The organism is Kribbella sp. NBC_01505 (assembly GCF_045040285.1).
Classification (GTDB): Bacteria; Actinomycetota; Actinomycetes; order Propionibacteriales; family Kribbellaceae; genus Kribbella.
This window is the reverse complement of sequence record NZ_CP109425.1, coordinates 2,837,508-2,860,309: the sequence shown is the minus strand read 5'-3', so window position 1 is coordinate 2,860,309 and position 22,802 is coordinate 2,837,508. Positions and strand designations below refer to the sequence as shown.

Below are 22,802 nucleotides of genomic sequence, written 5' to 3'. Positions count from 1 at the left end.
ACAGTGTGCACGGCCGGTTACGGTTTAGGCCAATACCCACTGATTGTGTGTTTGTGAACAGGCGCGATCAGGAGACCCGGACCAGCGAGCCGCCGCCGGTGATGCCGAACGACGCCCGCACACCGTCGACATTCAGGTCCACCACGTACGTCGTACCGGACATCCGGGTCTTGTAGGTGACCTTGCCGTTGGCACGGACCGGGACGATCAGGGACAGGATCGTGACGGACTTCCCGGCGCGCGCGAAGACGACCGTCGAGGCCGCCTTGCGGGTGGTGATGTGCGGGAAGTGCCAGCCCTGGATCGGCTTGGTCTGGCCGGTCTTGACCAGCGTGGAGCCGGCCGGGAGCGCGCCCTTGTAGGGAAGCTGGATCAGCACGGTGCGGGTCTTGTCGCCGGACTGCTTGGCGACGGCGGCGGCGCGGCCCGAGACCGTTGCACGCTGGTCGGACGGCAGGTGCCACAAGGTCTGGAACTGCTGCGCGGTCTTGGCGCTGGCTCGGTCGAGGGTGACGACCACGTCCGGCTTGCGCAGGATCAGTACGCCGCGGGTGCGGGTAACGCCTGCTGCCGGGGCATCGGTCAGCTCGAAGAAGTCGGCATTGCCCCGCACCCTGGAGCGGGTCAGCTTGGTGATCGGGTTGGTATCGGCCAGCTTCGGCGTCACCATCTCGTTGTGCGCGGACGGACCGAGGACCCAGGAACGCCAGGCCGGGTCCGCGTAGCCGGAGTACCCGGCGTCGCTGAGGATGTCGCGGCCACGCGCCTGGTACGTGATCGAGGTGTGGTCGCTGTGTCCGTGCAGGACCCGCTTCGGCCCGAACCGCAGGCTGTACGCCGACTCGGCCGCGAACGGCGTGGCCGAGGAGCCCCAGCCCGAGCGGCCGAACACGTAGCCGGCCGAGTAGATCTTCACGCGGTCCTTGGGGGCCTTCCCGGACCTGCCCTGGGTCGCGGCGTACTCGGCCGGCGTACCGGGGATGCTGTCGGTCCGCACGTACTCCGTGTCGCCGAGCTGCTGGATCATGCCGGACGGCGCTGTGGCATGGGCGATGAAGGTGGCGAGCAGGGTGCGGCGGGTCCGGATCGTCTTGCCCGGGTCGACACCGCAGTCCTGCAAGGCCTTCGCGGCGCGGCCCCAGAGGTTGTAGTTGAACTGGGCATAGCCGGTCGACTGCTCGTTCGTCGCGCCCTGGGCGTCGATCGCGGTGGTGATCGCGGTGCCCAGCCTGGTTTGTGCCGTCTTCTTGAAGTCGCCGCGGTTCAGAGTGCACCCGACACCGAAGAGAGCGATGCTCTCGTCTGTACCGTGATTGCCCTTACCGCCCCAGTTCGCGGTCATGAACCTGGCGTGGTTGACCAGAGCCGCGTCCAGCCAGGCGTAGCTCTTCGGCAGCTTGGTGGCGCCGAGGTTCTTCAGTACGGCCTCGCGCAGGCAGAGCAGCACGTTCGTGCGGTGCATGGTGGCCTCGTGCGCGGCGGGGTTGGCCTTCCAGGAGTACGGGTTGTCCTTCACCCAGTCCTTGGCGATCGCGGTCACGTGGGCGAGCGCGGCCTTGTTGCCCGCGGACGCCGCGGTGATGCCCTGACCGATCCAGCGCAGTGAGTGCAGCCACATGTACCAGCTGGGGTTCTTGTACGGGTTGGCCTTCCAGTTGATGTTGCCCTTCCCGTTACCGACCTTGGTCGGCTTGAACTTGCTCCAGACGAAGGTGTCCTTCATGACCGAGCTCAGCGGTACGGCGTCGTCGATGGTGCTGTAGCCGGGGCAGGCGTAGTGCCCTTTCGCGGCCGCCGCCGTACTGACCGCGACGGCCGGCACGGACACGACGGAACCGCCGGTGATCGCCATCACGAGGGCAAGCGAAGCTGCACGTCCGAGCACTGGATTCCCCTAGCTACGAGCTGCTCCCCAGCAGCACCCGACACTTGTTGGCACCTGAGAAGATGCTCAGTTCGCGCAAGAAGTCATTCAGTTGCTCAAGGCAACTTGGGAGAGACTTATCACGTCCGGGGCCCGGAATTGGGGATCTTGGCCGGGTCAGGCGTTGCGTTCGGCCTCGCTGCGCTCGACGCAGAACTCGTTCTGCTCGGGGTCGAGCATGGTGACCCAGCCGGGCCCCTCGGGCGTGCGGTGGTCCTCGTGGATACTCGCGCCGAAGCCGAGCAGCCGCTCGACCTCCTCGTCGCGGGAGCGCTCGGTCGGCACCCAGTCGATGTGCACCCGGTTCTTCAGCGTCTTCGACTCCGGGACCCGGATGAACAGCAACCCCGGCACCGGAGCGGGGGCCACGACCAGGACCTCGTCGTCCCCGGGCTCGTCGCCCTCGCCCAGCGGCCAGCCGGTCGTGGTGCTCCAGAACTGCGCGAGCTCGTAGGGGTTTTCGGCGTCGATCGTGATGTGTCGCAGGATCATGCCCAGACCCTAATGCCCAACACAGGGCGTCCGGCCGATGACGCAACGGGGTTGGTCGGCCCGGAGTCTCGCGAACTGTCGGCGGGCGGGTCTAGTGTGCGGCTCAGGGTGGTTTCTGGCTGGTTTTCGGGCACGGGGAAGGGGAGATCTGATGGCATCTCGGTTGAATCCGTACATCCAGTTCGACGGGAGTGCGCGCGAGGCTCTGGAGTTCTATCAAGGGGTGCTGGGCGGCGAGCTGACCACGAGCACCTTCGGCGAGTTCGGCGCCGGCCACGGTCCGGACGACGACAGCAAGCTGATGCACGGTCAGCTGGAGACACCGAGCGGGTTCACGCTGATGGCCGCGGACACTCCGCAGGGGATGCCGTACAACCCCGGCGAGAACATCTCGATCAGCCTCAGCGGTGACGACGGCGACGACCTGCGCGGCTACTTCAGCAAGCTGTCCGAGGGCGGCAAGGTCACCGTCCCGCTCGAGAAGCAGATGTGGGGTGACGAGTTCGGTCAGCTCAGCGACCAGTTCGGCATCAACTGGCTGGTCAACATCACCGGCAGCTGACCGCGTTCCACCAGCAGGACCGGCCCCTCGGCGACTCAGCCCCGAGGGGCCGTGCCCTTTGCTGTCTGGTGTCTTGCGTCTGTTGTCTGGTGTCCGGCGTCGACGGAGGGTGGAGCGGGCTTGGCTGATCTGGCTGACGACGGTGTGCGGCTGGAGGACGGGCGCTGGGTCGAGCTCTGGCACGGCGGCGCGACGGCCGGTATGCCGGTGCTGTTCCTGCCGGGCTGCCCAGACACCAGGCAGGCGGCGTATCCGGGGGATGCGGCTGCCCGGCGGCTCGGAGTCCGACTGGTGGCGATCAACCGACCTGGGTACGGGCGGTCAACCAGTCACGCCTCGACGCATCTCTCCGTGGCCGATGACGTAGTGGCCGTGGCGGACGCTCTGGGGATCGAGCGGTTCGCGGTGGCCGGCATGTCCATCGGCGGCCCGTACGCCGTGGCGTGCGCGGCCCGACATCCAGATCGGGTCACCGCCCTGGCCGTGCTCGCGAGCCCGGCGAGCGTTCCGGAGCTGGACCCGCCGTACCACCGAGACGACCTCGACGTCGACGGCCAAGCCTTCTTCAACCGGTTGGCCCGAACCGCGCCCGAGGAAGCGGTCGAGCTGATGCGTCCCGACTTCCTGGCCTACGTCGCCCAGCTGAATCCCTCTGACCCGGACGACACCGCCCTGGTACGACGCTTCCTGGCCGAGCTGGATCCGCAGGACGCCGAGGTGATGCGCGGGGCGACCGGTGAGGTCGCTGGCCTTCGCCTCGGATCGGACCAGGCAATCGCCGCCGGCGTTCGTGAGGCCTTGGCGAATCCGGAGGGCTACCTTCGGGATGCCGCGATCTCCTTCCGTGCTTGGGACTTCCGGCCCGAGGAGGTTTGTTGCCCAACGCGCCTCTGGTACGGCGAGCTGGACACGAACGCCTCCGTGCGCAACGGGCACTGGCTCGCCGAACGGATTCCCGGGGCCCAGTTCGTCATCCACCCGCAGACGACCCACCTCGCCGTACTGCACAAACACTGGACGGCAGTGCTGAGCGGCCTCACGCAGAAAAATCAGGTTCCGCCGACGGGGTCGGCGGGCTAGCTTGAACGCATGGGACAGAACGACGTACTGCGGGATCCGATCCGGCACAACAACTGGGCGACCAAAAGCCTGATCCAGTTCTGCCGAGAACAGGGACTGACAGCCGAACAGCTCGAGGTCACCGGCGTCGGCACCTTCGGCGGGATCGTGGCGACGCTGGATCACATCGTGCGCTGCGACGGCAGCTACCTGCGCCGGATCGCGGACCGCCCACTCGACTACGTGGATAGCGACAGTACGCCGGACTTCGACCTGCTGGAGCAGTGGAACGACGAGGCCGGAGTGCTGTGGGAGGAGTTCCTCGCCGGCCCGATCGACGTCGAGAGGGTGATGATCGTCGACGACAACACCCGGGGCACCCGCGTAGGCATCTTCATCGCCCAAGCCATCAACCACGCCAACCACCACCGCGAACAAGTCTGCGCCATCCTCACCGGCCTCGGCATCGAGCCCCCAGACATCCAAGCCTGGGAATACGCCTGGCAAACCGAACGCATCTGGGACCTCCCCACCCCCTAACCCGGCCCCGCAGCACCCGGCGTCCGATCCCGAGCCACCATCCGGGGGCTTGAACAAGTTCCGGTGGCCTTGAACAAGGTATGACCTGTTCACGCCCACCGCCGAGTGTTCACGCCCCCTGCTTGTGGCCGCGGCGAGGTTGCGCAGTGGCGCCACTCGCGAGGGCGGCAACCGTCGGGCTGGGGAGCCGTCCCCCGGAGCCCGACGCGTAGAACCTCCCCCAGTGCTGCTGGCCCCTCGCCATCACTGGCGGCCGCAGACATGAAGCTGGGGCTGGAGACATGAAGTTGGGGCTGGAGACATGAAGTTGGGGCTGGAGACTTGTGGCAACAGGTCTCCAGGAACCACAAGGTGTCTCGCGCCATTACACAAGGTGTCTCGCGCCATTGGTGGTGGCCCGAGACCATCCACCTGGCCTCAGGCAGCGTTCGTCGTGGTCTTCGGACGCTGACCACCTCGGCCGTGGCTGGGCTGGTTCCCGGATGATTGCTGCCGGTATTTGGCAGTAGAACCCCGTGAACCTGCGGCTGGTCGGGGTTTCCACGTGTTTGCGGGGATCTGCTGCCGCTGGGAGGCAGCAGATCCCCGCAAAGCGGGGTTGGTGTGCCCCCGATTCGCGCCGCACCGGACAGGCCGGACACGTACCCGGTGGCTGGCCGCCGCGGCGGCCGATTTACTGAAGCGCTAGGCGGGCGTGGTCTGGGGCTGAGGGGGATGGCGAGGCCGGTGACCGAGTTTCGGTTGTTTGAGCTTCCGGGCTTGGGTTGCGGTCCCGGAAAACGAGGGGATCTCCCCGCAAGTTGCTGGTTCTCCCCTCAATATTTGAGCAGAGAAGGGTCAACTTGAACGGATATCCAGCCAAATTTCCGCAGCCGAGGCAGACAACCCGAACCCCAGTGGTCAACCACGTCGGCGAGTCACCTGACAGGCATCCTGATCGTCGGGAGCAACCACCGCGACGGGCCAGCTACCAGGCATCCTGATCGTCGGGAGCAACCACCGCGACGGGCCAGCTACCAGGCATCCTGATCGTCGGGAGCAACCACCGCGACGGGCCAGCTACCAGGCATCCTGATCGTCGGGAGCAACCACCGCGACGGGCCAGCTACCAAGCCTCCTCACCGTCGGGAGCAACCACAGCCCGGAAGCTCAAGCCACCGCAACCGCGGTCACTGACCGCACCATCCCCCTCAGCCGAAGACCACCCCAGCCACCCGTCTCAGGAAATCCGGCCGCAGCGGCGACCAGCCACCGTGTACGCCATCGGCCGAATCCGAGCGGCGGGACGGGACGAGCACCTTCGGGGAGGAGGGGTTCCTGTCCAGACAAAGCCCTCAGCCACCGCGGCCGATCACCGCCGTTGGCGCGCGGGTTCTGGTCGCTGTTCGCGTCCTGCCGCGATCCCGCTCCCCAAACCGGTTTGGGGAGCACAGCCGCCAAATCGCCACAGGCACTATCTGGCAGCAGACATCCGTAAACCGGCGAGCGCGTCCGCCCGATGCGCCTTTGCGGTGTTCTACTGCCGCTCGGTGACAGTAGTTCGGCGCAAAGGCGAGCTTTCGCTTGGCTGGTGATGCGGCCGGCTGGGACTGCGGGCTGGGGCTAGAGGTCTTGGGATTCTGGGACTGGGGTTAGGGCGGTGCCGTAGGTGAACCAGTTGAGGAGGTTCTCTACGACTAGGTTGCCCATTGCGGTGCGGGTTGGCTCGGTGGCTGAGCCGACGTGGGGGAGGAGGACTGCGTTCGGCAGGGTGAGTAGGTCGGGGTGGACCTTGGGCTCGTGTTCGAAGACGTCCAGGCCGGCGGCGAAGATCGTGCCGGAGTGGAGGGCGTCGACCAGCGCCTGCTCGTCGACGACCGAGCCGCGGGCGACGTTGATCAGGATTCCGTCCGGCCCCAGGGCATCGAGGACCTCGGCGTTCACCAGGTGGCGTGTGGAGTCGCCGCCGGGGATGACCACCATCAAGGTGTCGACGTCGCGGGCGAGCTCGAGCAGGGTCGGGTAGTACGGGTAGTCGACGTCTTTCTGGCTGCGGTTGTGGTAGGCAACGGAGATCCCGAACGGCGCCACTCGATCGGCGATCGCCTGGCCGATCCGGCCCAGCCCGAGGATGCCCAGGCGGCGGCCGTTCATCGTTGCCTTGGTCAACGGATACGAACCGTCCTGCTGCCACTTGCCGGCCCGCAGATAGCGCTCCGCCTGCGGCAGCTCGCGCACCGTCATGAGGAGCAGGCCGAGGGCGGTGTCCGCCACCTCGTCGTCCAGAACACCTGGGGTGTTGGTGACCACGACACCGTGCTCGGCCGCCGCCACGGCGTCGATCTGGTCGTAGCCGACGCCGAAGCTGGCCACGAGCTTCACCGCGGGCAACTGATCCAGGTAGGCGCCGTCGATCCGCGTCCCACCGGCGGCGACGGCAACGATCTCGTCGCGGCGGGCCGCGAGGACCGCGTCGGGGTCGCTCTCCTCCCAGAGCCGGATCAGCTCACAGTGACCGCTCAAGCCCTCGGCGACGGCGGCCTGCATCGGTGTCGGCATCAGCACCACTGGTTGTCCCATGCGTCCTATCCTCATCGACGGACCCCGCCCGGACCAGGAACCCGGTACGCATTTCCCAGGAACTGGACAGGAATCGCGCCCGAAGTTCACCTGCTCACCCCTGTTTCGCGGCGGGCTCTGTCAGCGACGATCGGGGCAGGGAGGCAACCATGATCATCGACTGCGCCTACTACCAGGACGGCCGCCGTCAGCACGTCGAGACGATGTCGGTCGGCGATGCCGCCGCGCACTGTGCCAAGGGCGGATTCGTCTGGCTGGGCATGTTCGACCCGAGCACCGAGGAGCTCGCCGAGGTCAGCGCGAGTTTCGGCCTGCACGAGCTGGCCGTCGAGGATGCTCAGACGTTCCACCTGCGGCCGAAGGTCGAGCCGTACGAGGGTGACATCCGCCTGGTCATCCTGCGCACCGCCCGGTACGACGAGGAGCGTGAGGAGGTCGAGTTCGGCGAGGTCAGTGTGTTCGTCGGGCCGGCGTTCGTGATCACGGTCCGCCAAGGGGTGGCGAGCGACCTGCACGGTGCGCGGATCCGGCTGGAGCAGCGTCCCGAGCTGCTGGAGGCCGGCACGAACTCGGTGCTGTGGGCGATCCTCGACCAGGTCGTCGACAGCTACGGCCCGGTCGTCGCGGAGCTGGAGCGCGACATCGAGGAGGTCGAGCGGACGGTGTTCGCCGGTGCGGTCGCGCCGACCGAGCGGATCTACTTCCTGCGGCGCGAGGTGACCGACTTCTATCGTGCAGTGCATCCACTGCTCGCCGTACTGGCCACGATCGAGCGGGGTGCTCGAAACACCGAGCTGCTGCCGTACTTCCGCGATGTGCACGACCACCTGGTGCTGGTGAACGAGGAGGTGGCGGCTCAGCGCGACCTGCTGGCGACAGTGCTCGAGGCGAACATGGCGGTCATCTCGGTCGAGCAGACCAAGGTGAGTGTCCGGCAGAACGCGACCATAGAGCAGCTGACGATCCTGGCCACGGTCTTCCTGCCGCTGACCTTCGTCACCGGCTTCTTCGGTCAGAACTTCGCCTGGCTGGTCGACCACATCGGAGCCGAGTGGGACTTCCTCGCACTAGGCCTCGGCGGCCTGCTCGTGCCCTGCATCGCCTTGCTCATCTGGTTCCGCCGCCAGCGCGCCGCCCGCCAGCCAGATCCGTTGGGGTAGTGGACACCAGCTGACCGCAATGCTGTCGATGCTGGGAGACATGAGCGAGCACAACACCAGCACACTGCACACATACCTCGGTTATCGCGACGCGGCCGGCGCCCTGCGCTGGTTGGAGCGAGCCTTCGGCTTCGAGACCACGGCGGAGCATTCCGACGGTCAGGGCGGTATCGGCCATGCGGAGATGCGGTACGGCGACGTCGCGTTCATGGTCTTCAGCGACAAGCTGGGCTACGACCGTCCAGTGCGGAAAGAAGACACCGTCGGACAGGGCATGTACGTCGCGATGGACAGCCGCGAGACGGTAGACGCGTTGTACCAGCGCGCATCGGAGGCTGGTGCGGAGACGGTCTGGAAGCCGGAAGCGAACGAATGGAACTACCGCTTCCGGGTTGCGGATCCGGAGGGCTACGAGTGGACGTTCGGTATCTACCGGCCGGGAGTAGCCGTCGAGTGGTAAGACGGTGGGACGTTGCGACGGATCGGTCGTACGTGACTGTTCACCAGGCGGTTCACGTGGGCGGCGTGTGGTGGTTCACCGAGCGAGTGGTGCGTATCCGCCTGACCGGTGACCTCAGCCGGCACCTGCGGCTCTAGCCGAGGTTCAGGTCGGCGACAGTCACTGGTTGGCCGGTGGCTAGGGACTGGTTGGCGGCGATGCCTACGGCAACCGCGTGGATGCCGTCGTGGATGTCGGCGGCGCGACCAAGAGGGTCGTTGCCGGGGCCTTGGAAGAGGTCTGCGTAGAGGAGGCGGTCGCCGCCGCCATGCCCGCCGGTGGCTTGGGGGATCTCCACCTCTACTGCGGCGGACCAGTGCTTCTGGAGTACCAGGTGTTCTCCGTCGGAGCGGATGTCGCCGGTGATCAGGTTTCCGGCCGGATAGCTCGGGTCGATGTGGGCGTCGAGTACTGCGGCGCGTTCGACGACCGCCAGCTCGGCGCGGCCCTCGGTGCCGTTGACGGAGACCTTGTAGCCCTCCCAGGGCGAGTGCGCGTTCAGGGAGTAGCTCAGGCGGGCGCCGTTGGTGTACTCGGCGATGACGGCCAGGTTGTCCTCGATGGTGATGCCAGGCCCGAAGACGTCCTGGTCGCGGAGATAACCGTCGTACTGCTCGCTCTCGTAGTAGAGGCGGCGGTTGGCGTCGTCTGCGCGCAGGTCCAGCAGCCAGGGGTCGTCCGGATGGTCGTCGACCGTGCCGCGGGGTGGGCGGGGACCGAGACCGCGGCTGGTGGCGTTCTGGTCGCCGTAGAAGGACAAGGCGCCGGAGGCGAAGACGCGTGCGGGTTCGGAGGCGATCCACCAGTTGACCAGGTCGAAGTGGTGGGAAGCCTTGTGGACCAGCAGACCGCCGGAGTTCTTCTTCTCGCGGTGCCAGCGGCGGAAGTAGTCCGCGCCGTGCCTGGTGTCGAGCACCCACTGGAACTCGACGCTGGTGACCGTGCCGATGGAGCCGTCCGCTATCAGTTGGCGCAGGGCGCTGTTGCGGGGTGAGTAGCGGTAGTTGAAGGTCACGACGACGGACTTGCCGGACTCGGCCATGGCAGCTGCGATCTGACGGGTGCCATCGGCGTCGATCGTCAGCGGCTTCTCGACGATCACATCGGCACCGGCTCGGAGAAGCCGCGACACCACGCTCGCATGGGTGTAGTCGGGGCTCGTGACGATCACTCGGTCGACGGACTGCTCCTTGACCATGCGCTCCAGGTCGTCGGCGCCGTACTGCGGGAGTGCGTGGCCGCCGAGCTCTTCGACGTACTGCTGGTGGAAGGCGAGGCGGCCCGGGTTCGGGTCGAGGAGGGCAACCAGTTCGGCGTCGGTGGGGTGGTCCTGGAAGATCGCGCGGAGGTACTCGCAGGCCCGGGAGCCGGTCCCGGCGACTGCGTAGCGCCTGGCCATGGCGGCGGCCTCTCTACTCGTGTAGATCTACTCGTGTAGATCGAGGCTAGCAACAGCCTTCCGCGGCGGTCAACGGTCGTACCATCGGCTCATGTCGCCGTCTCCTGTCACCCGCAACGACGTCGCCCGGTACGCCGGTGTGAGCACCGCCGTCGTGAGTTACGTGGTGAACGACGGGCCGCGGGCCGTGTCGCCGCAGGCGCGGGAGCGCGTTCTCGAGGCGATCCGCGTGCTCGGGTATCGGCCGAACGCGACGGCACGGGCGCTGCGGACGGGGAGCACGCAAACCTTCGGCCTGATCACTCCCGATGGCGGGAACCCGTTGTTCGCCGAGCTGGCCAAGGCGATCGACCGGGCCGCGGCTGAACGCGGGTACGTCGTACTGCAGACGAGCGCTGACGGCGATCCGGAAACCGAGCGCACAAAGGTCGCCCAGTTGCTGGCGCGGCAGGTGAGCGGACTCGTGCTGGTGACGCCCGCCGAGGCCCCTGACCTGGCCGGCGCCGACGTACCAGTCGTTGTCGTCAACCGGGTCCTGCCGGGAGTGAGCTCAGTCAGCCCGCGCTACCGCGAAGGTGCCCGCGCCGCCGTCGAACACCTCGCCTGGCACGGCCACACCCGAATCGCCCTGGTAATCGGCGAGCCCGGTCCTCGGTCAGAGGTGGCGCGGGGGGCGGGGTCTGAGCGGGAGCGGGGGTGGCGGGAGGGGTTGCGGGCGGCGGGGTTGGCGGATGGTCCGCTGATCAGAGTGAGGTTCAGCCGGGACGGTGGGTATGCGGCGGGGAGGTGGTTGGCGGGGTTGGAGGTGAGGCCTACTGCGGTGTTTGTCAGTTCGGATCTGCAGGCGGTTGGGGTTCTGCGGGCGGTGCGGGAGGCGGGCTTGCTGGTGCCGGAGGATGTGGCGGTGGTGGCGTTTGACGGGACTGCGGAGGCGGAGTGGTGTTGGCCGCCGCTGACTGTGGTTCGGCAGCCGTTGGAGCGGATGGCCACGGAGGTGGTGCGGCAGTTGGTGGAGGGGCCGGCCGGTCGCACCACGGCGTACCCGACCGAGCTGGTGATCCGGAAGTCCTGCGGCTGTTAGCGAGTTCTAACGTCCGAAACACGCCGACCCTGTACTGCGAACGTTCGGACGTAAGAGCTAGAGGGTGCCTAGGTCTTCGAAGATGAGGGCGGTGCGGGTGCCCAGGACCTCGGGGATGGCTTGGAGCTTCTCGAGGACTACGCGGCGGAGGCCTTCGTTGTCGGCGGCGCGGACCAGGAGGATGGCGTCGAAGTCGCCGCCGACCAGCGCCATGTGTTTGATCTCGGGGATGGCCTGGAGCTGTTCGCGCAGTGAGCGCCAGGAGCTCTGGCGAAGACTGAGCGTGACGTACGCCGAGGTCGCGAGACCCAGTTTGAGCGGGTCGACGGTGACCGTGAAGCCGGTGATGGTGCCGGTGCTGGTGAGGCGTTCGACCCGGGCGTAGGCGTTCGCCCGGGAGATGTGGACCTGCTCGGCCAGGGCCCGGATCGAGAGCCGTCCGTCGCGGCCCAGCGCCTCGACGATCTGCCGGTCGATCTCGTCGAGCGCCGGAGCGATGACCATCCGTCCAGGACCTGCCTGATGCGGGATCTCGTCCTGGGACATTTGCACTCCAAAATCAGCCGATGGAAACCAAGTGTCTCGGCATTTTCCCAGGTCTGGATTCGAATGGCCAGAAGAACGACGATGTGGCCACCGTCCGTCTCCCTGCACTGGAGGGTTTATGACCACCGTCGAGGAGCGTTTGCTCCCCTCCGCCGAACCAGTCCGGTTGATCGACCAGGACGGGGTTCCGCACCACCATTCGTCGTACAAGCTGCCGACCGACCAGGCACTTGTCGACGGCTACGTTGAGTTGATCAAGGGACGTCGGATCAACGATCAGGCCAGCGCGCTGGTCCGGCAGGGCCGGCTGGCGGTCTACCCGTCGTCGCATGGGCAGGAGGCCTGCCAGGTGGCGGCCTCGATGGTGCTCGCCGACGGGGACTGGCTGTTCCCGACCTACCGCGACACGGTCTCGATCGTGAGCCGCGGGGTCGACCCGATCGAGGTGCTGACGCTGCTGCGCGGTGACTGGCACTCGGGCTACGACCCCTACGCGCGCAACGTCGCGCCGCAGTCGACGCCGCTGGCGACGCAGCTCACGCATGCGGTCGGTGTCGCGCACGCGGCGCGGCTCAAGGGCGAGGACACCGTGGTGATGGCGCTGTGCGGTGACGGCGCTACGAGTGAAGGCGACTTCCACGAGGCGCTGAACTTCGCGGCGGTCTTCCGCGCACCCGTGGTGTTCTTCGTGCAGAACAACGAGTACGCGATCTCGGTTCCGCTCTCGAAGCAGCTCGTCGCGCCATCCATTGCCCACAAGGGGATTGGGTACGGCGTTCCCGGAGAACGGGCCGATGGCAACGACCTTGCCGGGCTGCTCGCCGTACTGGGGCAGGCTGTCGACAAGGCGCGTGCCGGCGAGGGGCCGCAGCTGGTCGAGGCGCACACGTACCGGGTGCAGGCGCATACGAACGCCGATGACGCGACGCGCTACCGGCAGGACGACGAAGTGACGCCCTGGCTGGCGAAGGATCCGATCAAGCGGCTCGAGGCCTACCTGACGAACGCCGGTCTGCTGGACGACGCCGTCCGGCAGCGGGCTGACGAGACCGCCACTCGGGTGGCGCAGCAACTGCGGGACGGGTTGATGCCGGAGCCGAGCGTGGATCCGGAGGACCTGTTCAAGCACCTGTACGCCGTACCGACGCCGCAGCTCGTTGAGCAGGCCGCGTTCCTGCGGGACGAGCTGGCGCGAGAGGAGGCCTGACCATGACGCACCAGAAGATTTCGATGGCGCAGGCTTTGAACCAGGCGCTGCGCGACGCGATGGCCGCTGACGACAGCGTGCTGATGTTCGGTGAGGATGTCGGGGCGCTCGGCGGGGTCTTCCGGATCACGGACGGGCTGACCGCCGAGTTCGGTGAGGATCGTTGCTTCGACACCCCGTTGGCCGAGTCCGGGATCGTCGGGATGGCGGTCGGACTGGCGATGAACGGGATGCGGCCGGTGGTCGAGATGCAGTTCGACGCGTTCGGGTATCCGGCGTTCGAGCAGATCGTGTCGCATGTCGCGAAGATGCGGAACCGGACGCGTGGCCGGGTCGCGCTGCCGATGGTGATCCGGATGCCGTACGCCGGTGGGATCGGCGGGGTCGAGCACCACTGCGACTCCTCGGAGGGGTACTACGCGCACACGCCGGGACTGACGGTCGTTGCCCCGAGCACCGTTGCCGACGCGTACACGTTGTTGCGCCGGGCAATCGAGTGGCCGGATCCGGTGGTGTTCATGGAGCCGAAGAAGCTCTACTGGGCCAAGGAAGAAGTCGATCTGACCGAGGATGTGCCGGGGATCGGGAAGGCTGTCGTACGGCGCGAAGGGGCGGACGCGACGCTGATCGCCTACGGGCCTTCGGTGCCGGTCGCGATGGAGGCCGCGGAGGTTGCCGCGGCCGAGGGGCGGCAGTTGACGGTCGTGGATCTGCGGTCGGTGGTGCCGTTCGACGACGAGACGGTGTGTGCGGCGGTACGGCGTACTGGGCGGGCTGTGGTGGTCGCCGAGGCCAGTGGGTTCGCGAGTGTGTCGTCGGAGATCGTTGCTCGCGTCACCGAACGGTGTTTCCACTCGCTGGCCGCGCCGGTACGGCGGGTGACCGGGTTCGACATTCCTTATCCGCCGCCGAAGCTGGAGAAGCACCAGCTGCCGGGGGTCGACCGGATCCTTGATGCTGTTGACGATCTGCAGTGGGAGGACTCGTGAACACCTTCCTGCTCCCGGATCTCGGCGAGGGGCTGACCGAGGGCGAGATCGTTCGCTGGTTGGTCGCGGCCGGTGATGTGGTTGCCGTGGACACCCCAGTTGCGGAGGTCGAGACGGCGAAGTCGGTCGTGGAGCTGCCGTCGCCGTACGCGGGTGTTGTCGAGGAGCTGCACGGTGAGGTGGGGACGGTCATCCCGGTCGGGAAGCCGCTGATCACCATCGGCGCCGAGGCCGGCGCGGCCTATCGCGAGGAAGAGCGCGCCGGCTCGGGCAACGTGCTCATCGGCTACGGCACCGGCGAGTCAACCGGCCCCGGCCGCCGCCGCAAACCGCGTGGTGCTGCGTTGGTCGGAGACTTTTCGTCAAATAGCGCCCAAAAAGTACCGGACAGCGCGAAGCGGCGGGTGCCGTTGGTGGTTTCGCCGCTGGTACGGCGGTTGGCGCGCGATGCCGAGGTGGATCTGACGAGCGTCGTGGGAACCGGGGCCGACGGACTGATCGTCCGCCGCGACGTGGAGCTGGCGATCGCCCGCCGAGTCGGACCTGTGGCGGCTGAGGTCACGACGGTTCCGGCCGCCGCCGAACGTCAGTCCGCCCCGGTTGAGGTAGCCGGGGCCAGCGCGAGGGCGGTTGACTCGCGGACTGGGTTGGCGGAGTTGCGGCGGGAGGGGATGAGTGGGTTCCGGAAGGTTGTGGCGGCGACTTTGAGTCGGAGCCGGCGGGAGATTCCGGAGGCTACGACGTGGGTGGATGTGGATGCCACCGCGTTGCTGGAGTTGCGGGAGTCGTTGCGGTCGGCAACTGATCCGGGGCCGGGGTTGCTGGCGCTGATGGCTCGGTTCGTCGTTGCCGGGTTGGTGAAGTATCCGGAGCTCAACGGGTTCGTGGACACCGAGCGCGAGGAGCTTGTTCAGTTCGACGGGGTGAACCTGGGGCTGGCGGCGCAGACCGAGCGTGGGTTGGTGGTGCCGGCGGTGGCTGGTGCGCACAAGCTGAGTGCGCGTGGGCTGGACGCGGAGATCCGGCGGTTGACCGAGACCGCGCGCGCCGGGCGACTGACGCCGTACGAGCTGGGCAGCGGGACGTTCACGCTGAACAACTACGGGAGTTTCGGGGTGGATGGGAGCGCGGCGATCATCAACCATCCGCAGGTCGCGATTCTCGGTGTCGGGCGGATCATCGACCGGCCGTGGGTTGTCGACGGCGAACTGGCGGTGCGGAAGCTGACGCAGTTGTCGCTGGTGTTCGACCACCGGGTGTGTGACGGCGGAACGGCCGCCGGGTTCCTGCGGTTCGTCGCGGATGCTTTCGAGAACCCGACTTCGGCGTTCGCTGATCTGTAGAGAGAAGAGTGGCCGGCCCCCGTGGGCCGGCCACTCGAACGCAGCTAGTTGTTGATCTGCGTGGTCAGTGCGCTGGCGTAGGTGGCGACCTGCGCGTACACGCCCGGGTTGCCGGCGTCGGCGCAGCCGAGACCCCAGGAGACGACACCGAACAGTCGGCCGTTCAGGACGAGCGGGCCACCGGAGTCACCCTGGCAGGAGTCCTTGCCGCCATTCTTGTAGCCGGCGCAGATCTCACCGTTGGCCACGTAGCCCTCGCTTGCGTAGACCTGGTTGCAGTACGCGTCGCCGAGCACCGGCGTGAGGACCTTCTGGAAGCGGTCCGAGGGACCAGTGCCCTCGGTGTCGCCCCAGCCGTAGACGGTCGACTGCGCGCCGACCGCGTCCGCTGCGGTGCTGGTCTCCAGCGGCAGCGTCGCGATACCGGTGAACGGTGTGGTCAGCGTCAGTACGGCGACGTCGTGGCCGGCTACCTGTCCGTACTGCGGGTCCTTCCAGATCTTGGAGATCTTCGAGGTCCGACCGGCCGTGGTGCGCAGGTCGTCGCGGCCCTGGACCGCGGTGTAGGTGCTGATCGGCTGGGTGACGCAGTGCGCCGCGGTGACCAGCTTGTTCGCCTTCACGAGGGTCGCGCCGCAGTACTGCCCGTACGGGTCGGACGAGCGGCTGTTGTTCAGCGCGATCGCCCAGGGGGCCTGCGCCGTACTGGCCAGGGTTCCGCCGACGATCGGGGCCGGGGGCTTCGACCGGGCGGCCTGGGCAGAACCGACCGCTCCGGCCGATGCTGCCACCAGGATGATGGCGGCGAACGCGGCACGGGCGAGCTTGAGCTTTCCTGACATACCTCACACTCCAGGGTTATCTCAGGGGGCCGCAGGGCGGCGCAGCCCCATAACCGTGAAGAGTCGTCCTGTGACAGGGGGTAGCACAAGCGATTGACCGGGCACAGTGGTGACGGGTCATCCCTGTGTCACAGCAGGTCAGGACAGCTGTCGGGGACGCAGTCCGACCAGAATCACCCGGAGCCCTGCGGAAAATCTGGCCTCCGGACCGGCGCGGTTGGCGCGGTTGAGGTACGCGGCCAGACTTTCGGCTCCGACGCCGAGCTGATCACCGGCCTCGTTGGCCCACTGTCGCTCGGTCAGTCCGCTGCGCCGGACCATCGCGGACCAGGCGGAGTCGGTGACGGCCGAGCCGATCAGGTAGTGGAAGACGGCCGAGACCGCGGAGTCGAGGTACTCACCCTTGAAGCGCGCTGCGGTCAGGATCGTCACGAGCTGGTCGGTGAAGGCCTGGTAGTTCGGGCCGAGGCCGGCGTGGGTCGCGAGCAGTTGCGGTGCCCAGGGGTGCTCCCACAACACCCGGTACGCCGCTGTGCACGCAGCCGTGAGGTGGTCCCGCCAATCGCCCGGGCCGGGGTCGGCGAGCGCCGTACCGAGGATTTCGTCGACTGCGAGCTCCAGCAGGTCGTTCTTGTTGGCGATCCGCCAGTAGAGGGCTGAGGTCGCGGCGGTGCCGAGGACGGTCGCCATCTTCCGCATCGAGAAACCGTCGAGACCGTCGTGGTCGAGGAGCTCGATCGCGGCGCTCACGATCTGCTCGCGGGTGAGCGGGGCCCGGGTCGCCTCCGCCTCGCTCCGGAGCCATACGGATCCGAGCGCTGTCCGGTCGTCTGCTGCACGCACTGAAACAGTGTCTCAGATCCGAGCACACCGTGTTCGCAACCAAAGTCGCCGGGCGAGGGACGGAGGGTGGACGACTGTCGCCTTCGCTCGGCGAACACTCGTGGACATGGACGAATCGCGGATGGACCGAGCCCAGTTCCTACGACGCGCGGTGGCGCTTGGGGTGGTCGCCGGGGCGGCAGGCTCCGTAGGTTCCGCAAGCCTGGCCTCCGCTGCGGGAGGCGGCACTGCGGCGGGCAATGCCCTGCCCCACCCCGTCGAGAGGGCCCACTCCCTGGGTACAGGCGGGCGACGCAGGCTGGCGTTCAAGGGGGTGGCTTATGACGTGGGGACGGGGTTCCTTGGAGACGACAGTCGGGTTCGGTGGAGTCGGGAGTTGATGTGTGGGGAGGTTCGGGCGATCGGGGAGCGGTTGCATGCGAACTGGGTGAGTGTTTATGGGAGTGATGTCGGGCGGCTGATTGAGACGGCGGAGGAGGTGACGCGGCGGGGGATGGCGGTTTCGGTGCAGCCGCGGGCGTTTGATGAGCCTCAGGAGGATGCGCTGGCGAAGTTGCGGGCGGTGGCGATCGGGGCGGAGCGGTTGCGGCGGCGGTCGGGGCCGGAGGTGATCTTGGTGGTGGGGTGTGAGTTCATGCTGTTCACGCCGGGGATCGTGCCGGGGAAGGACTTCTTCGAGCGGGTCGAGTATCTGACCAAGGGTGAGTTCGACATGAAGGAGCTGCAGCGGCGGTTCCGCGCGATCACCGCGCAGATGGTGAAGGTTGCCCGGCGCAACTTCCACGGCCGGATCACGTACGGTGCCGCGCACGACCTGGAGAACGTGGACTGGTCGTTGTTCGACATCGTCGGGCTGGACTACTACAGCTTCCACGAGGATCCGGCCGGTCACACCAAGGAGCTCGCGCCGTTCCGCAGGTGGGGCAAGCCGATCATGGTGCTGGAGTTCGGCTGCTGCACGTTCACCGGGGCGCCGGAGCTGGGTGGGATGGGCTGGGAGATCGTCGACTTCAGCGGCGACGTACCGGTGATCCCGCCGCAGTACACGCGAAACGAGCAGGCCCAGGCCGACCACCTGACGAACATGCTCGAGGTCTTCGCCAACGAGGGCTTCCTCGGCGCCTCGATGTACACGTTCATCTCACCGGACGCCCCGCACCGGCCGAACGACCGCCCTCACGACGAGGACATCGCGGCGTTCAGCCTGTGCAAGGTCATCCGGAAGACCTCCGCGGACCCAGCGTCGCCGTACCGCTGGGAACCGAAGAAGTCCTTCCACGCAGTCGCGGAGTACTACGACACGCACTAGGAGGCTGCTGAATTAGGGCGGTTTTGGGATTGGTTGCTGTGTGGGTCTGAGCGCGGAGATTGGTGGGCAGGCGCAGTTCGAAGTCTGGGGCGAGGCGTGGCAGAGCGGTCCGGTCGGTGAGAAGGTGTCTGGGGCCGGTGGGGTGGCTCGTGGTGGGCGCTGACGCCGATCGGAAGCCTCGCTGGTGGCCTTTGTCAGGTGGTCTGGGCGGTCAGGACCCAGAGTCCTGTCGTGCGGGTGAGTCCTCGGCCGATGAGGTTGCGTAGGTTGAGGGCGGCGGTGCGGTGTTTGAGCCAGGCGTTGTTCTTGGTGGTGCCGCGGTAGCGGAGTTTGACGCGGCGTCCGCCGTGGCTGGCGATCTGGGAGATGGCTCGTTCCACGTTGGGCCGGTTGGTGCGGTAGTTCTGGCGCAGGTCCGGGTCGTTGGACCAGTCGCGGCGGGCTTGGCGTAGCAGCGCGTCGTGGTTGTGGAGTTGGAGGATACGGCCGTTCTTGGCCGTGGTGCAGTGGGTCCGCAGCGGGCAGTCGCGACACAGCACGCCGAAGACCACGGCGCGTGTCTTGGTGATCGTCCGGGTGTGCCCGGCCGGGCACTGGGCCTGGCCGGCCGCTTCGTCCACGGTGAAATCATCGATGGTGAAACCGCCTTCGACCGGGGCCTTCACCGGGCCGGGTTTGATTACCGCGCCATGTCCGGACTCGGCGATGGCGGCCCGCAGATCCCCTGCGCCATAAGCGGAATCGCCGTACCACTGGCGGGGTTCGGTCTCGGCGGCCAGGAAGTCGGCGGCCACGGCAGCGTCGCTGTTGTCGGGCCCGGCTGCCTGGGTGAGGGCCTCGTCGGTGATGATCGCGGTCTCCGGCTCGGCGGCCACGTGCGCGCGATACCCATCGCGGGTGTTACGTGGCGACTTGCGGGTATGGCGGGCCTCGGGATCGACCGTGGAGATCACCCGCTCGGGCGCGGTCCGCCGCGCGATCCGCCACCGCCCGTCGGTGCCGTCGCTGCCGTCGGCCGGTTCCACGTCTTGGCCGGCGATCAATGCCAGCAACGCCACCACGTCCTCGGCGTCGTCGTCCAGCTTCGTGCCGGCCAGGGCATCGATCAGCGCGTTCGCGTCGTTGACCAGCGCCGATACCAGCGCCTGCCGCGCGTCACGGTCGTCCCAGTCGATCACCGGCTTGCCCGGCTGGGAATAGTCGTGGCCGGTGCACACCGCCGCGATCTGCTCCATAGCGCCAGGCACCTGCCGACCGACCCGGCGAATCACCGAGACCAGCTGAGTGATCGTGTCCTGAGTGGCCACCGCGTCGTCAAGGATCGTGGAATCCACCGCCCGCTTCGACCGGCCCCGCAACACTCCGGTCACCGCAACCAGCTTGCGGACCGCGTCATTGATCCGATACGGCCGATCCGACTTCGCCAACCGCCGCCGCCAATACACCAACGTCGAAGCGTCGAAACCCTTCGCGTCCAACGCCATCCCGGTCGCGACCTTCCACCGCAGATCACACCGCGCCGCCTCCGCGGTCTCCCGATCCGAATAGTCGTGCAACGTCTGCAGCACCATCACCGACGCCATCACCGACGCCGGGATCGACGGCCGTCCCTTACCCGACCCGAACAGATCATCGAAATCACTGTCAGCGAACAGCTCTCGCCGATGCTCAGCCAAGAACGCGAACATGCTCCCCTCAGGCACCAGATGACCGACCAGCGCCCGCGCATCCAACAACTCCCGATCAACCCGCTCAACACCCTGCACCCCACAATCGTCCCCGCGACCAACCCACACACCCGGCAGGGACACACCGATTATTCAGCGGCCTCCTAGACGACGTTGAAGGTGTCCGGGTGCGGGCCGGTGCGCTCGTCGCGGTCCAGAGGGGTGATCGCGGCGAGGTCCTCGTCGGTCAGGTCGAAGTCGAACACGTCGAGGTTCTCCTTGATCCGGGCCGGCGTGACGGACTTCGGGATGATGATGTTGCCGAGCTGGAGGTGCCAGCGCAGGACGACCTGGGCCGGGGTGCGGCCGTGCTTGGCCGCGAGCGCCTCGATGACCGGGTCGGTCAGCAGCGAGCCGCCCTTGGCCAGCGGGCTCCACGCCTCGGTGCGGATACCGAAGTCGGCGCCGTACGCGCGGACCTCGTCCTGCTGCAGGAACGGGTGCAGCTCGACCTGATTGACGGCCGGGGTGATCCCCGCGACCTCGGCGAGCCGGTCGAGGTGCTGCGGCTGGAAGTTGGAGACACCGATCGCGCGGACCTTGCCGTCGGCCAGGATCTTCTCCAGCGCGCGCCACGTGTCGACGTACAGGTCGAGCTCGGGCGCGGGCCAGTGGATCAGGTACAGGTCGAGGTAGTCGAGGCCGAGCAGGTCGAGGCTCCGGTCGAAGGCCTTCAGGGTGTTGTCGAAGCCCTGATCGGCGTTCCACAGCTTGGTGGTGACGAACAGCTCGTCACGATCGATGCCAGAGGCAACCAGTGCCTTACCGACACCGGCCTCGTTCTGGTACGCCGTCGCCGTGTCGATGCTGCGGTAGCCGGCCTCCAGCGCCGCCGTCACGGCCGCGGTGGTCTCGTCGTCGGGGACCTGGAACACGCCGTACCCGAGCTGGGGCATCTCGACGCCGTTGTTGAGTTTCACGGTGGGAATCATCGGTGGATCAAATCCTTCAGACAGTAGTGAGGACAGAGGAGTTCTGGGTACGGCGGCGGTGGTCCAGTGCCCCAGAGGTCAGGGCAGCAATCAGACCGGCGATCGCCAGCGCGGCGCCGACCCAGTTGGCGGCGGTGTAGCCGAGGCCGTGCGAGATGGTCAGTCCGCCGAGGTACGCGCCGATCGCGTTGCCGAGGTTGAAGGCGGCGATGTTGGCCGCGGATGCCAGCGCGGGTGCACCGGCCGCCTTGTCCATGACCCGCTTCTGCAGCGGAGCCACGGTCGCGAACCCGGCTGCCCCGAAGAGCGCGATGGTAATTGCCGACGGCACCTTCGCGTGCGCCGTGAAGACGAACGCGACCAGTACGGCGGCGAGTAGCGCGAGGATGACGTACAGGCTTGGCATCAGCGAGCGATCCGCTGCCTTGCCGCCGAGCAGGTTGCCGACGACCAGGCCGCCGCCGAACAGCACGAGCAGCCAGGTGACCGCGCCGGACGAGAAGCCCGCGACCTCGGTCATCATCGGCGCGATGTAGGTGAACGACGCGAACACACCGGCGAAGCCGAGCGTGGTCATGGCCAGTGCCAGCCAGACCTGCAGGTTCTTGAACACGGCCAGCTCGACCCGCAGGCCAGGTCCCTCGGTCGTGTCCTGCCGCGGGACCAGGAAGATGATCCCGGCCAGCCCGATCACGCCGAGCGCGGAGACAGCCCAGAACGCCGACCGCCAGCCGAACTGCTGACCGAGCGCTGTACCACCGGGAACACCGAGCACATTGGCCACGGTCAGTCCGGTGAACATCAGCGCGATCGCGCTCGCCTGCTTGGCCTTCGGCACCAGCGATGCCGCGACCACCGAGCCGACGCCGAAGAACGCGCCGTGGGACAGCGCGGCCACGATCCGTCCGGTCATCAGGACGCCGTAGGTCGGGGCGACCGCGGAGATCAGGTTGCCGGCGATGAACACGCCCATCAGGGCGATCAGCACGGTCTTGCGAGACACCTTGGACCCGATCGCGGTCAGTAGTGGCGCGCCGACCACGACGCCGAGCGCATAGCCGGAGATCAGTAGACCGGCCGAGGGGATGCTGACGCCGAAGTCCGTCGCGACCTCGGGCAGTAGCCCCATGATCACGAACTCGGTGGTACCGATCCCGAATGCACCGATGGCCAGTGCGAGTAAGGCCGCAGGCATGGGCTCTCCGCTCCTTCGAATGTAGTCTTGAGACTGTTACCGGCGTCCGCCGCTAGTTTCCAGCGCGGATAGTTGCAGACGCGGGCTATTGCACAAGCGCTATGATTGCGCATGCAAACGTAAAGTTCAAGTGGAGGAGCCGTGGGACTACCGGACGACGCCGCCGAGGCGCGGGCGCAGGGGTGGCGGACCCTGGCTGCTCTGCATGCCCGGATCGAGGACGAGCTGGAGCGCGCGCTGCAGAAGCAGCACGGACTGTCCGTGAGTGAGTACACCGTGCTCGACGTGCTGGCCCGGCAGAACGACTACCACCTGCGGATGAACCAGTTGTCGACTGCGGTCGTGCTGAGTCAGTCCGCGACGACACGTCTGGTGAGCCGGCTGGAGGATCGCCAGCTGTTGAGTCGGTACCTCTGTGCCGACGATCGCCGGGGGATCTACACCGAAGTCACCGCCGCCGGCCGCGAGCTGCTCGACCAGGCCCAGCCCACCCACGACGCCGTACTGACGTCTGCCCTCCAGAAAGCAGCCGAGCTCCCCGAGCTGGCTCCCCTGGTCACCGCCCTGGACAAGCTGCCCCTGACGGTCTGACTG

The 22,802-nt window shown here is 67.3% G+C and carries 21 protein-coding genes; 11 read left to right on the top strand and 10 right to left on the bottom strand.

Features of this window, described 5'->3' with window-relative positions; all coding sequences use genetic code 11:
- Positions 1–67: 67 nt before the first annotated feature.
- Both OG474_RS13380 and OG474_RS13375 read right to left on the bottom strand, forming a co-directional pair.
- Positions 68–1,885: a heparinase II/III family protein gene (locus OG474_RS13380; protein ID WP_405062590.1), complete on the bottom strand. Its 1,818-nt coding sequence runs from the start codon at positions 1,883–1,885 to the stop codon at positions 68–70.
- A 156-nt stretch (positions 1,886–2,041) separates the two neighbouring features.
- On the bottom strand, positions 2,042–2,416 hold the full coding sequence (locus OG474_RS13375) for a VOC family protein (RefSeq protein WP_405062589.1): 375 nt from the start codon (positions 2,414–2,416) through the stop codon (positions 2,042–2,044).
- A gap of 151 nt (positions 2,417–2,567) precedes the next feature.
- Between OG474_RS13375 and OG474_RS13370 the strand changes: the two genes are divergently transcribed.
- The 3 genes from OG474_RS13370 to OG474_RS13360 all read left to right on the top strand — a co-directional run bounded on the left by OG474_RS13370 (position 2,568) and on the right by OG474_RS13360 (position 4,577).
- Positions 2,568–2,978: a VOC family protein gene (locus OG474_RS13370; RefSeq protein ID WP_405062588.1), complete on the top strand. Its 411-nt coding sequence runs from the start codon at positions 2,568–2,570 to the stop codon at positions 2,976–2,978.
- Positions 2,979–3,098: 120 nt separating this feature from the next.
- On the top strand, positions 3,099–4,058 hold the full coding sequence (locus tag OG474_RS13365) for an alpha/beta fold hydrolase (protein ID WP_405062587.1): 960 nt from the start codon (positions 3,099–3,101) through the stop codon (positions 4,056–4,058).
- Positions 4,059–4,067: 9 nt separating this feature from the next.
- Positions 4,068–4,577, top strand: coding sequence for a DinB family protein (locus OG474_RS13360; RefSeq protein WP_405062586.1), 510 nt, complete (start codon positions 4,068–4,070; stop codon positions 4,575–4,577).
- Positions 4,578–6,179: 1,602 nt separating this feature from the next.
- Here the strand turns inward: OG474_RS13360 and OG474_RS13355 are convergent.
- Entirely contained in the window at positions 6,180–7,136 is a 957-nt protein-coding gene (locus OG474_RS13355) for a 2-hydroxyacid dehydrogenase (RefSeq protein ID WP_405062585.1), read from the bottom strand.
- A 149-nt stretch (positions 7,137–7,285) separates the two neighbouring features.
- On the opposite strand from OG474_RS13355, the gene OG474_RS13350 reads away from it, so the two are divergent.
- Entirely contained in the window at positions 7,286–8,296 is a 1,011-nt protein-coding gene (locus OG474_RS13350) for a CorA family divalent cation transporter (protein ID WP_405062584.1), read from the top strand.
- 40 nt (positions 8,297–8,336) lie between these two features.
- Entirely contained in the window at positions 8,337–8,756 is a 420-nt protein-coding gene (locus OG474_RS13345; RefSeq protein WP_405062583.1) for a VOC family protein, read from the top strand.
- Positions 8,757–8,889: 133 nt separating this feature from the next.
- On the opposite strand, the gene OG474_RS13340 is transcribed toward OG474_RS13345, so the two are convergent.
- Positions 8,890–10,194 (bottom strand): Gfo/Idh/MocA family protein, encoded by a 1,305-nt coding sequence (locus OG474_RS13340; RefSeq protein WP_405062582.1) that lies wholly within the window; start codon positions 10,192–10,194, stop codon positions 8,890–8,892.
- Positions 10,195–10,285: 91 nt separating this feature from the next.
- Between OG474_RS13340 and OG474_RS13335 the strand changes: the two genes are divergently transcribed.
- The gene (locus tag OG474_RS13335) at positions 10,286–11,275 is read left to right on the top strand and encodes a LacI family DNA-binding transcriptional regulator (protein WP_405062581.1); all 990 of its coding nucleotides are present in this window, start codon (positions 10,286–10,288) and stop codon (positions 11,273–11,275) included.
- Between the two features lie 57 nt (positions 11,276–11,332).
- Here OG474_RS13335 and OG474_RS13330 read toward each other — a convergent pair whose 3' ends face one another.
- The gene (locus tag OG474_RS13330) at positions 11,333–11,821 is read right to left on the bottom strand and encodes an Lrp/AsnC family transcriptional regulator (RefSeq protein ID WP_355459477.1); all 489 of its coding nucleotides are present in this window, start codon (positions 11,819–11,821) and stop codon (positions 11,333–11,335) included.
- A 118-nt stretch (positions 11,822–11,939) separates the two neighbouring features.
- Between OG474_RS13330 and OG474_RS13325 the strand changes: the two genes are divergently transcribed.
- The 3 genes from OG474_RS13325 to OG474_RS13315 are packed head-to-tail and all read left to right on the top strand — an operon-like array spanning position 11,940 to position 15,360.
- Positions 11,940–13,028, top strand: coding sequence for a thiamine pyrophosphate-dependent dehydrogenase E1 component subunit alpha (locus OG474_RS13325; protein WP_405062580.1), 1,089 nt, complete (start codon positions 11,940–11,942; stop codon positions 13,026–13,028).
- 2 nt (positions 13,029–13,030) lie between these two features.
- Complete coding sequence (locus tag OG474_RS13320; protein ID WP_405062579.1) at positions 13,031–14,017, top strand: alpha-ketoacid dehydrogenase subunit beta; 987 nt, start codon at positions 13,031–13,033, stop codon at positions 14,015–14,017.
- A complete protein-coding gene (locus OG474_RS13315) occupies positions 14,014–15,360 on the top strand; it encodes a dihydrolipoamide acetyltransferase family protein (RefSeq protein WP_405062578.1) in 1,347 nt (448 codons plus the stop codon). Before OG474_RS13320 ends, OG474_RS13315 begins: the two co-directional genes overlap by 4 nt.
- 44 nt (positions 15,361–15,404) lie before the next feature.
- On the opposite strand, the gene OG474_RS13310 is transcribed toward OG474_RS13315, so the two are convergent.
- Positions 15,405–16,202: a S1 family peptidase gene (locus tag OG474_RS13310; RefSeq protein ID WP_405062577.1), complete on the bottom strand. Its 798-nt coding sequence runs from the start codon at positions 16,200–16,202 to the stop codon at positions 15,405–15,407.
- Positions 16,203–16,340: 138 nt separating this feature from the next.
- Complete coding sequence (locus OG474_RS13305; RefSeq protein ID WP_405062576.1) at positions 16,341–17,045, bottom strand: TetR/AcrR family transcriptional regulator C-terminal domain-containing protein; 705 nt, start codon at positions 17,043–17,045, stop codon at positions 16,341–16,343.
- Positions 17,046–17,472: 427 nt separating this feature from the next.
- Between OG474_RS13305 and OG474_RS13300 the strand changes: the two genes are divergently transcribed.
- Positions 17,473–18,354 (top strand): hypothetical protein, encoded by an 882-nt coding sequence (locus tag OG474_RS13300; RefSeq protein ID WP_405062575.1) that lies wholly within the window; start codon positions 17,473–17,475, stop codon positions 18,352–18,354.
- A gap of 194 nt (positions 18,355–18,548) precedes the next feature.
- Here OG474_RS13300 and OG474_RS13295 read toward each other — a convergent pair whose 3' ends face one another.
- From OG474_RS13295 to OG474_RS13285, 3 genes are all read right to left on the bottom strand, one after another.
- Positions 18,549–20,120, bottom strand: a complete 1,572-nt coding sequence (locus OG474_RS13295) for an IS1182 family transposase (protein ID WP_405060078.1) — start codon at positions 20,118–20,120, stop codon at positions 18,549–18,551.
- A 65-nt stretch (positions 20,121–20,185) separates the two neighbouring features.
- Positions 20,186–21,013 carry an aldo/keto reductase gene (locus OG474_RS13290; protein ID WP_405062574.1) on the bottom strand — a complete coding sequence of 276 codons (828 nt, stop codon included), beginning with the start codon at positions 21,011–21,013 and terminating at the stop codon, positions 20,186–20,188.
- Positions 21,014–21,029: 16 nt separating this feature from the next.
- On the bottom strand, positions 21,030–22,208 hold the full coding sequence (locus OG474_RS13285; protein WP_405062573.1) for an MFS transporter: 1,179 nt from the start codon (positions 22,206–22,208) through the stop codon (positions 21,030–21,032).
- Positions 22,209–22,349: 141 nt separating this feature from the next.
- Between OG474_RS13285 and OG474_RS13280 the strand changes: the two genes are divergently transcribed.
- Positions 22,350–22,799, top strand: a complete 450-nt coding sequence (locus tag OG474_RS13280; RefSeq protein ID WP_405062572.1) for a MarR family winged helix-turn-helix transcriptional regulator — start codon at positions 22,350–22,352, stop codon at positions 22,797–22,799.
- Positions 22,800–22,802: the final 3 nt, after the last annotated feature.

Bases quoted from the DNA above. Each gene is read 5' to 3' on its own strand.
- OG474_RS13375 (WP_405062589.1), bottom strand. From the start codon at position 2,416: ATGATCCTGCGACACATCACGATCGACGCCGAAAACCCCTACGAGCTC.
- OG474_RS13370 (WP_405062588.1), top strand. From the start codon at position 2,568: ATGGCATCTCGGTTGAATCCGTACATCCAGTTCGACGGGAGTGCGCGC.
- OG474_RS13360 (WP_405062586.1), top strand. From the start codon at position 4,068: ATGGGACAGAACGACGTACTGCGGGATCCGATCCGGCACAACAACTGG.
- OG474_RS13355 (WP_405062585.1), bottom strand. From the start codon at position 7,136: ATGGGACAACCAGTGGTGCTGATGCCGACACCGATGCAGGCCGCCGTC.
- OG474_RS13350 (WP_405062584.1), top strand. From the start codon at position 7,286: ATGATCATCGACTGCGCCTACTACCAGGACGGCCGCCGTCAGCACGTC.
- OG474_RS13345 (WP_405062583.1), top strand. From the start codon at position 8,337: ATGAGCGAGCACAACACCAGCACACTGCACACATACCTCGGTTATCGC.
- OG474_RS13340 (WP_405062582.1), bottom strand. From the start codon at position 10,194: ATGGCCAGGCGCTACGCAGTCGCCGGGACCGGCTCCCGGGCCTGCGAG.
- OG474_RS13335 (WP_405062581.1), top strand. From the start codon at position 10,286: ATGTCGCCGTCTCCTGTCACCCGCAACGACGTCGCCCGGTACGCCGGT.
- OG474_RS13330 (WP_355459477.1), bottom strand. From the start codon at position 11,821: ATGTCCCAGGACGAGATCCCGCATCAGGCAGGTCCTGGACGGATGGTC.
- OG474_RS13325 (WP_405062580.1), top strand. From the start codon at position 11,940: ATGACCACCGTCGAGGAGCGTTTGCTCCCCTCCGCCGAACCAGTCCGG.
- OG474_RS13320 (WP_405062579.1), top strand. From the start codon at position 13,031: ATGACGCACCAGAAGATTTCGATGGCGCAGGCTTTGAACCAGGCGCTG.
- OG474_RS13310 (WP_405062577.1), bottom strand. From the start codon at position 16,202: ATGTCAGGAAAGCTCAAGCTCGCCCGTGCCGCGTTCGCCGCCATCATC.
- OG474_RS13290 (WP_405062574.1), bottom strand. From the start codon at position 21,013: ATGATTCCCACCGTGAAACTCAACAACGGCGTCGAGATGCCCCAGCTC.
- OG474_RS13285 (WP_405062573.1), bottom strand. From the start codon at position 22,208: ATGCCTGCGGCCTTACTCGCACTGGCCATCGGTGCATTCGGGATCGGT.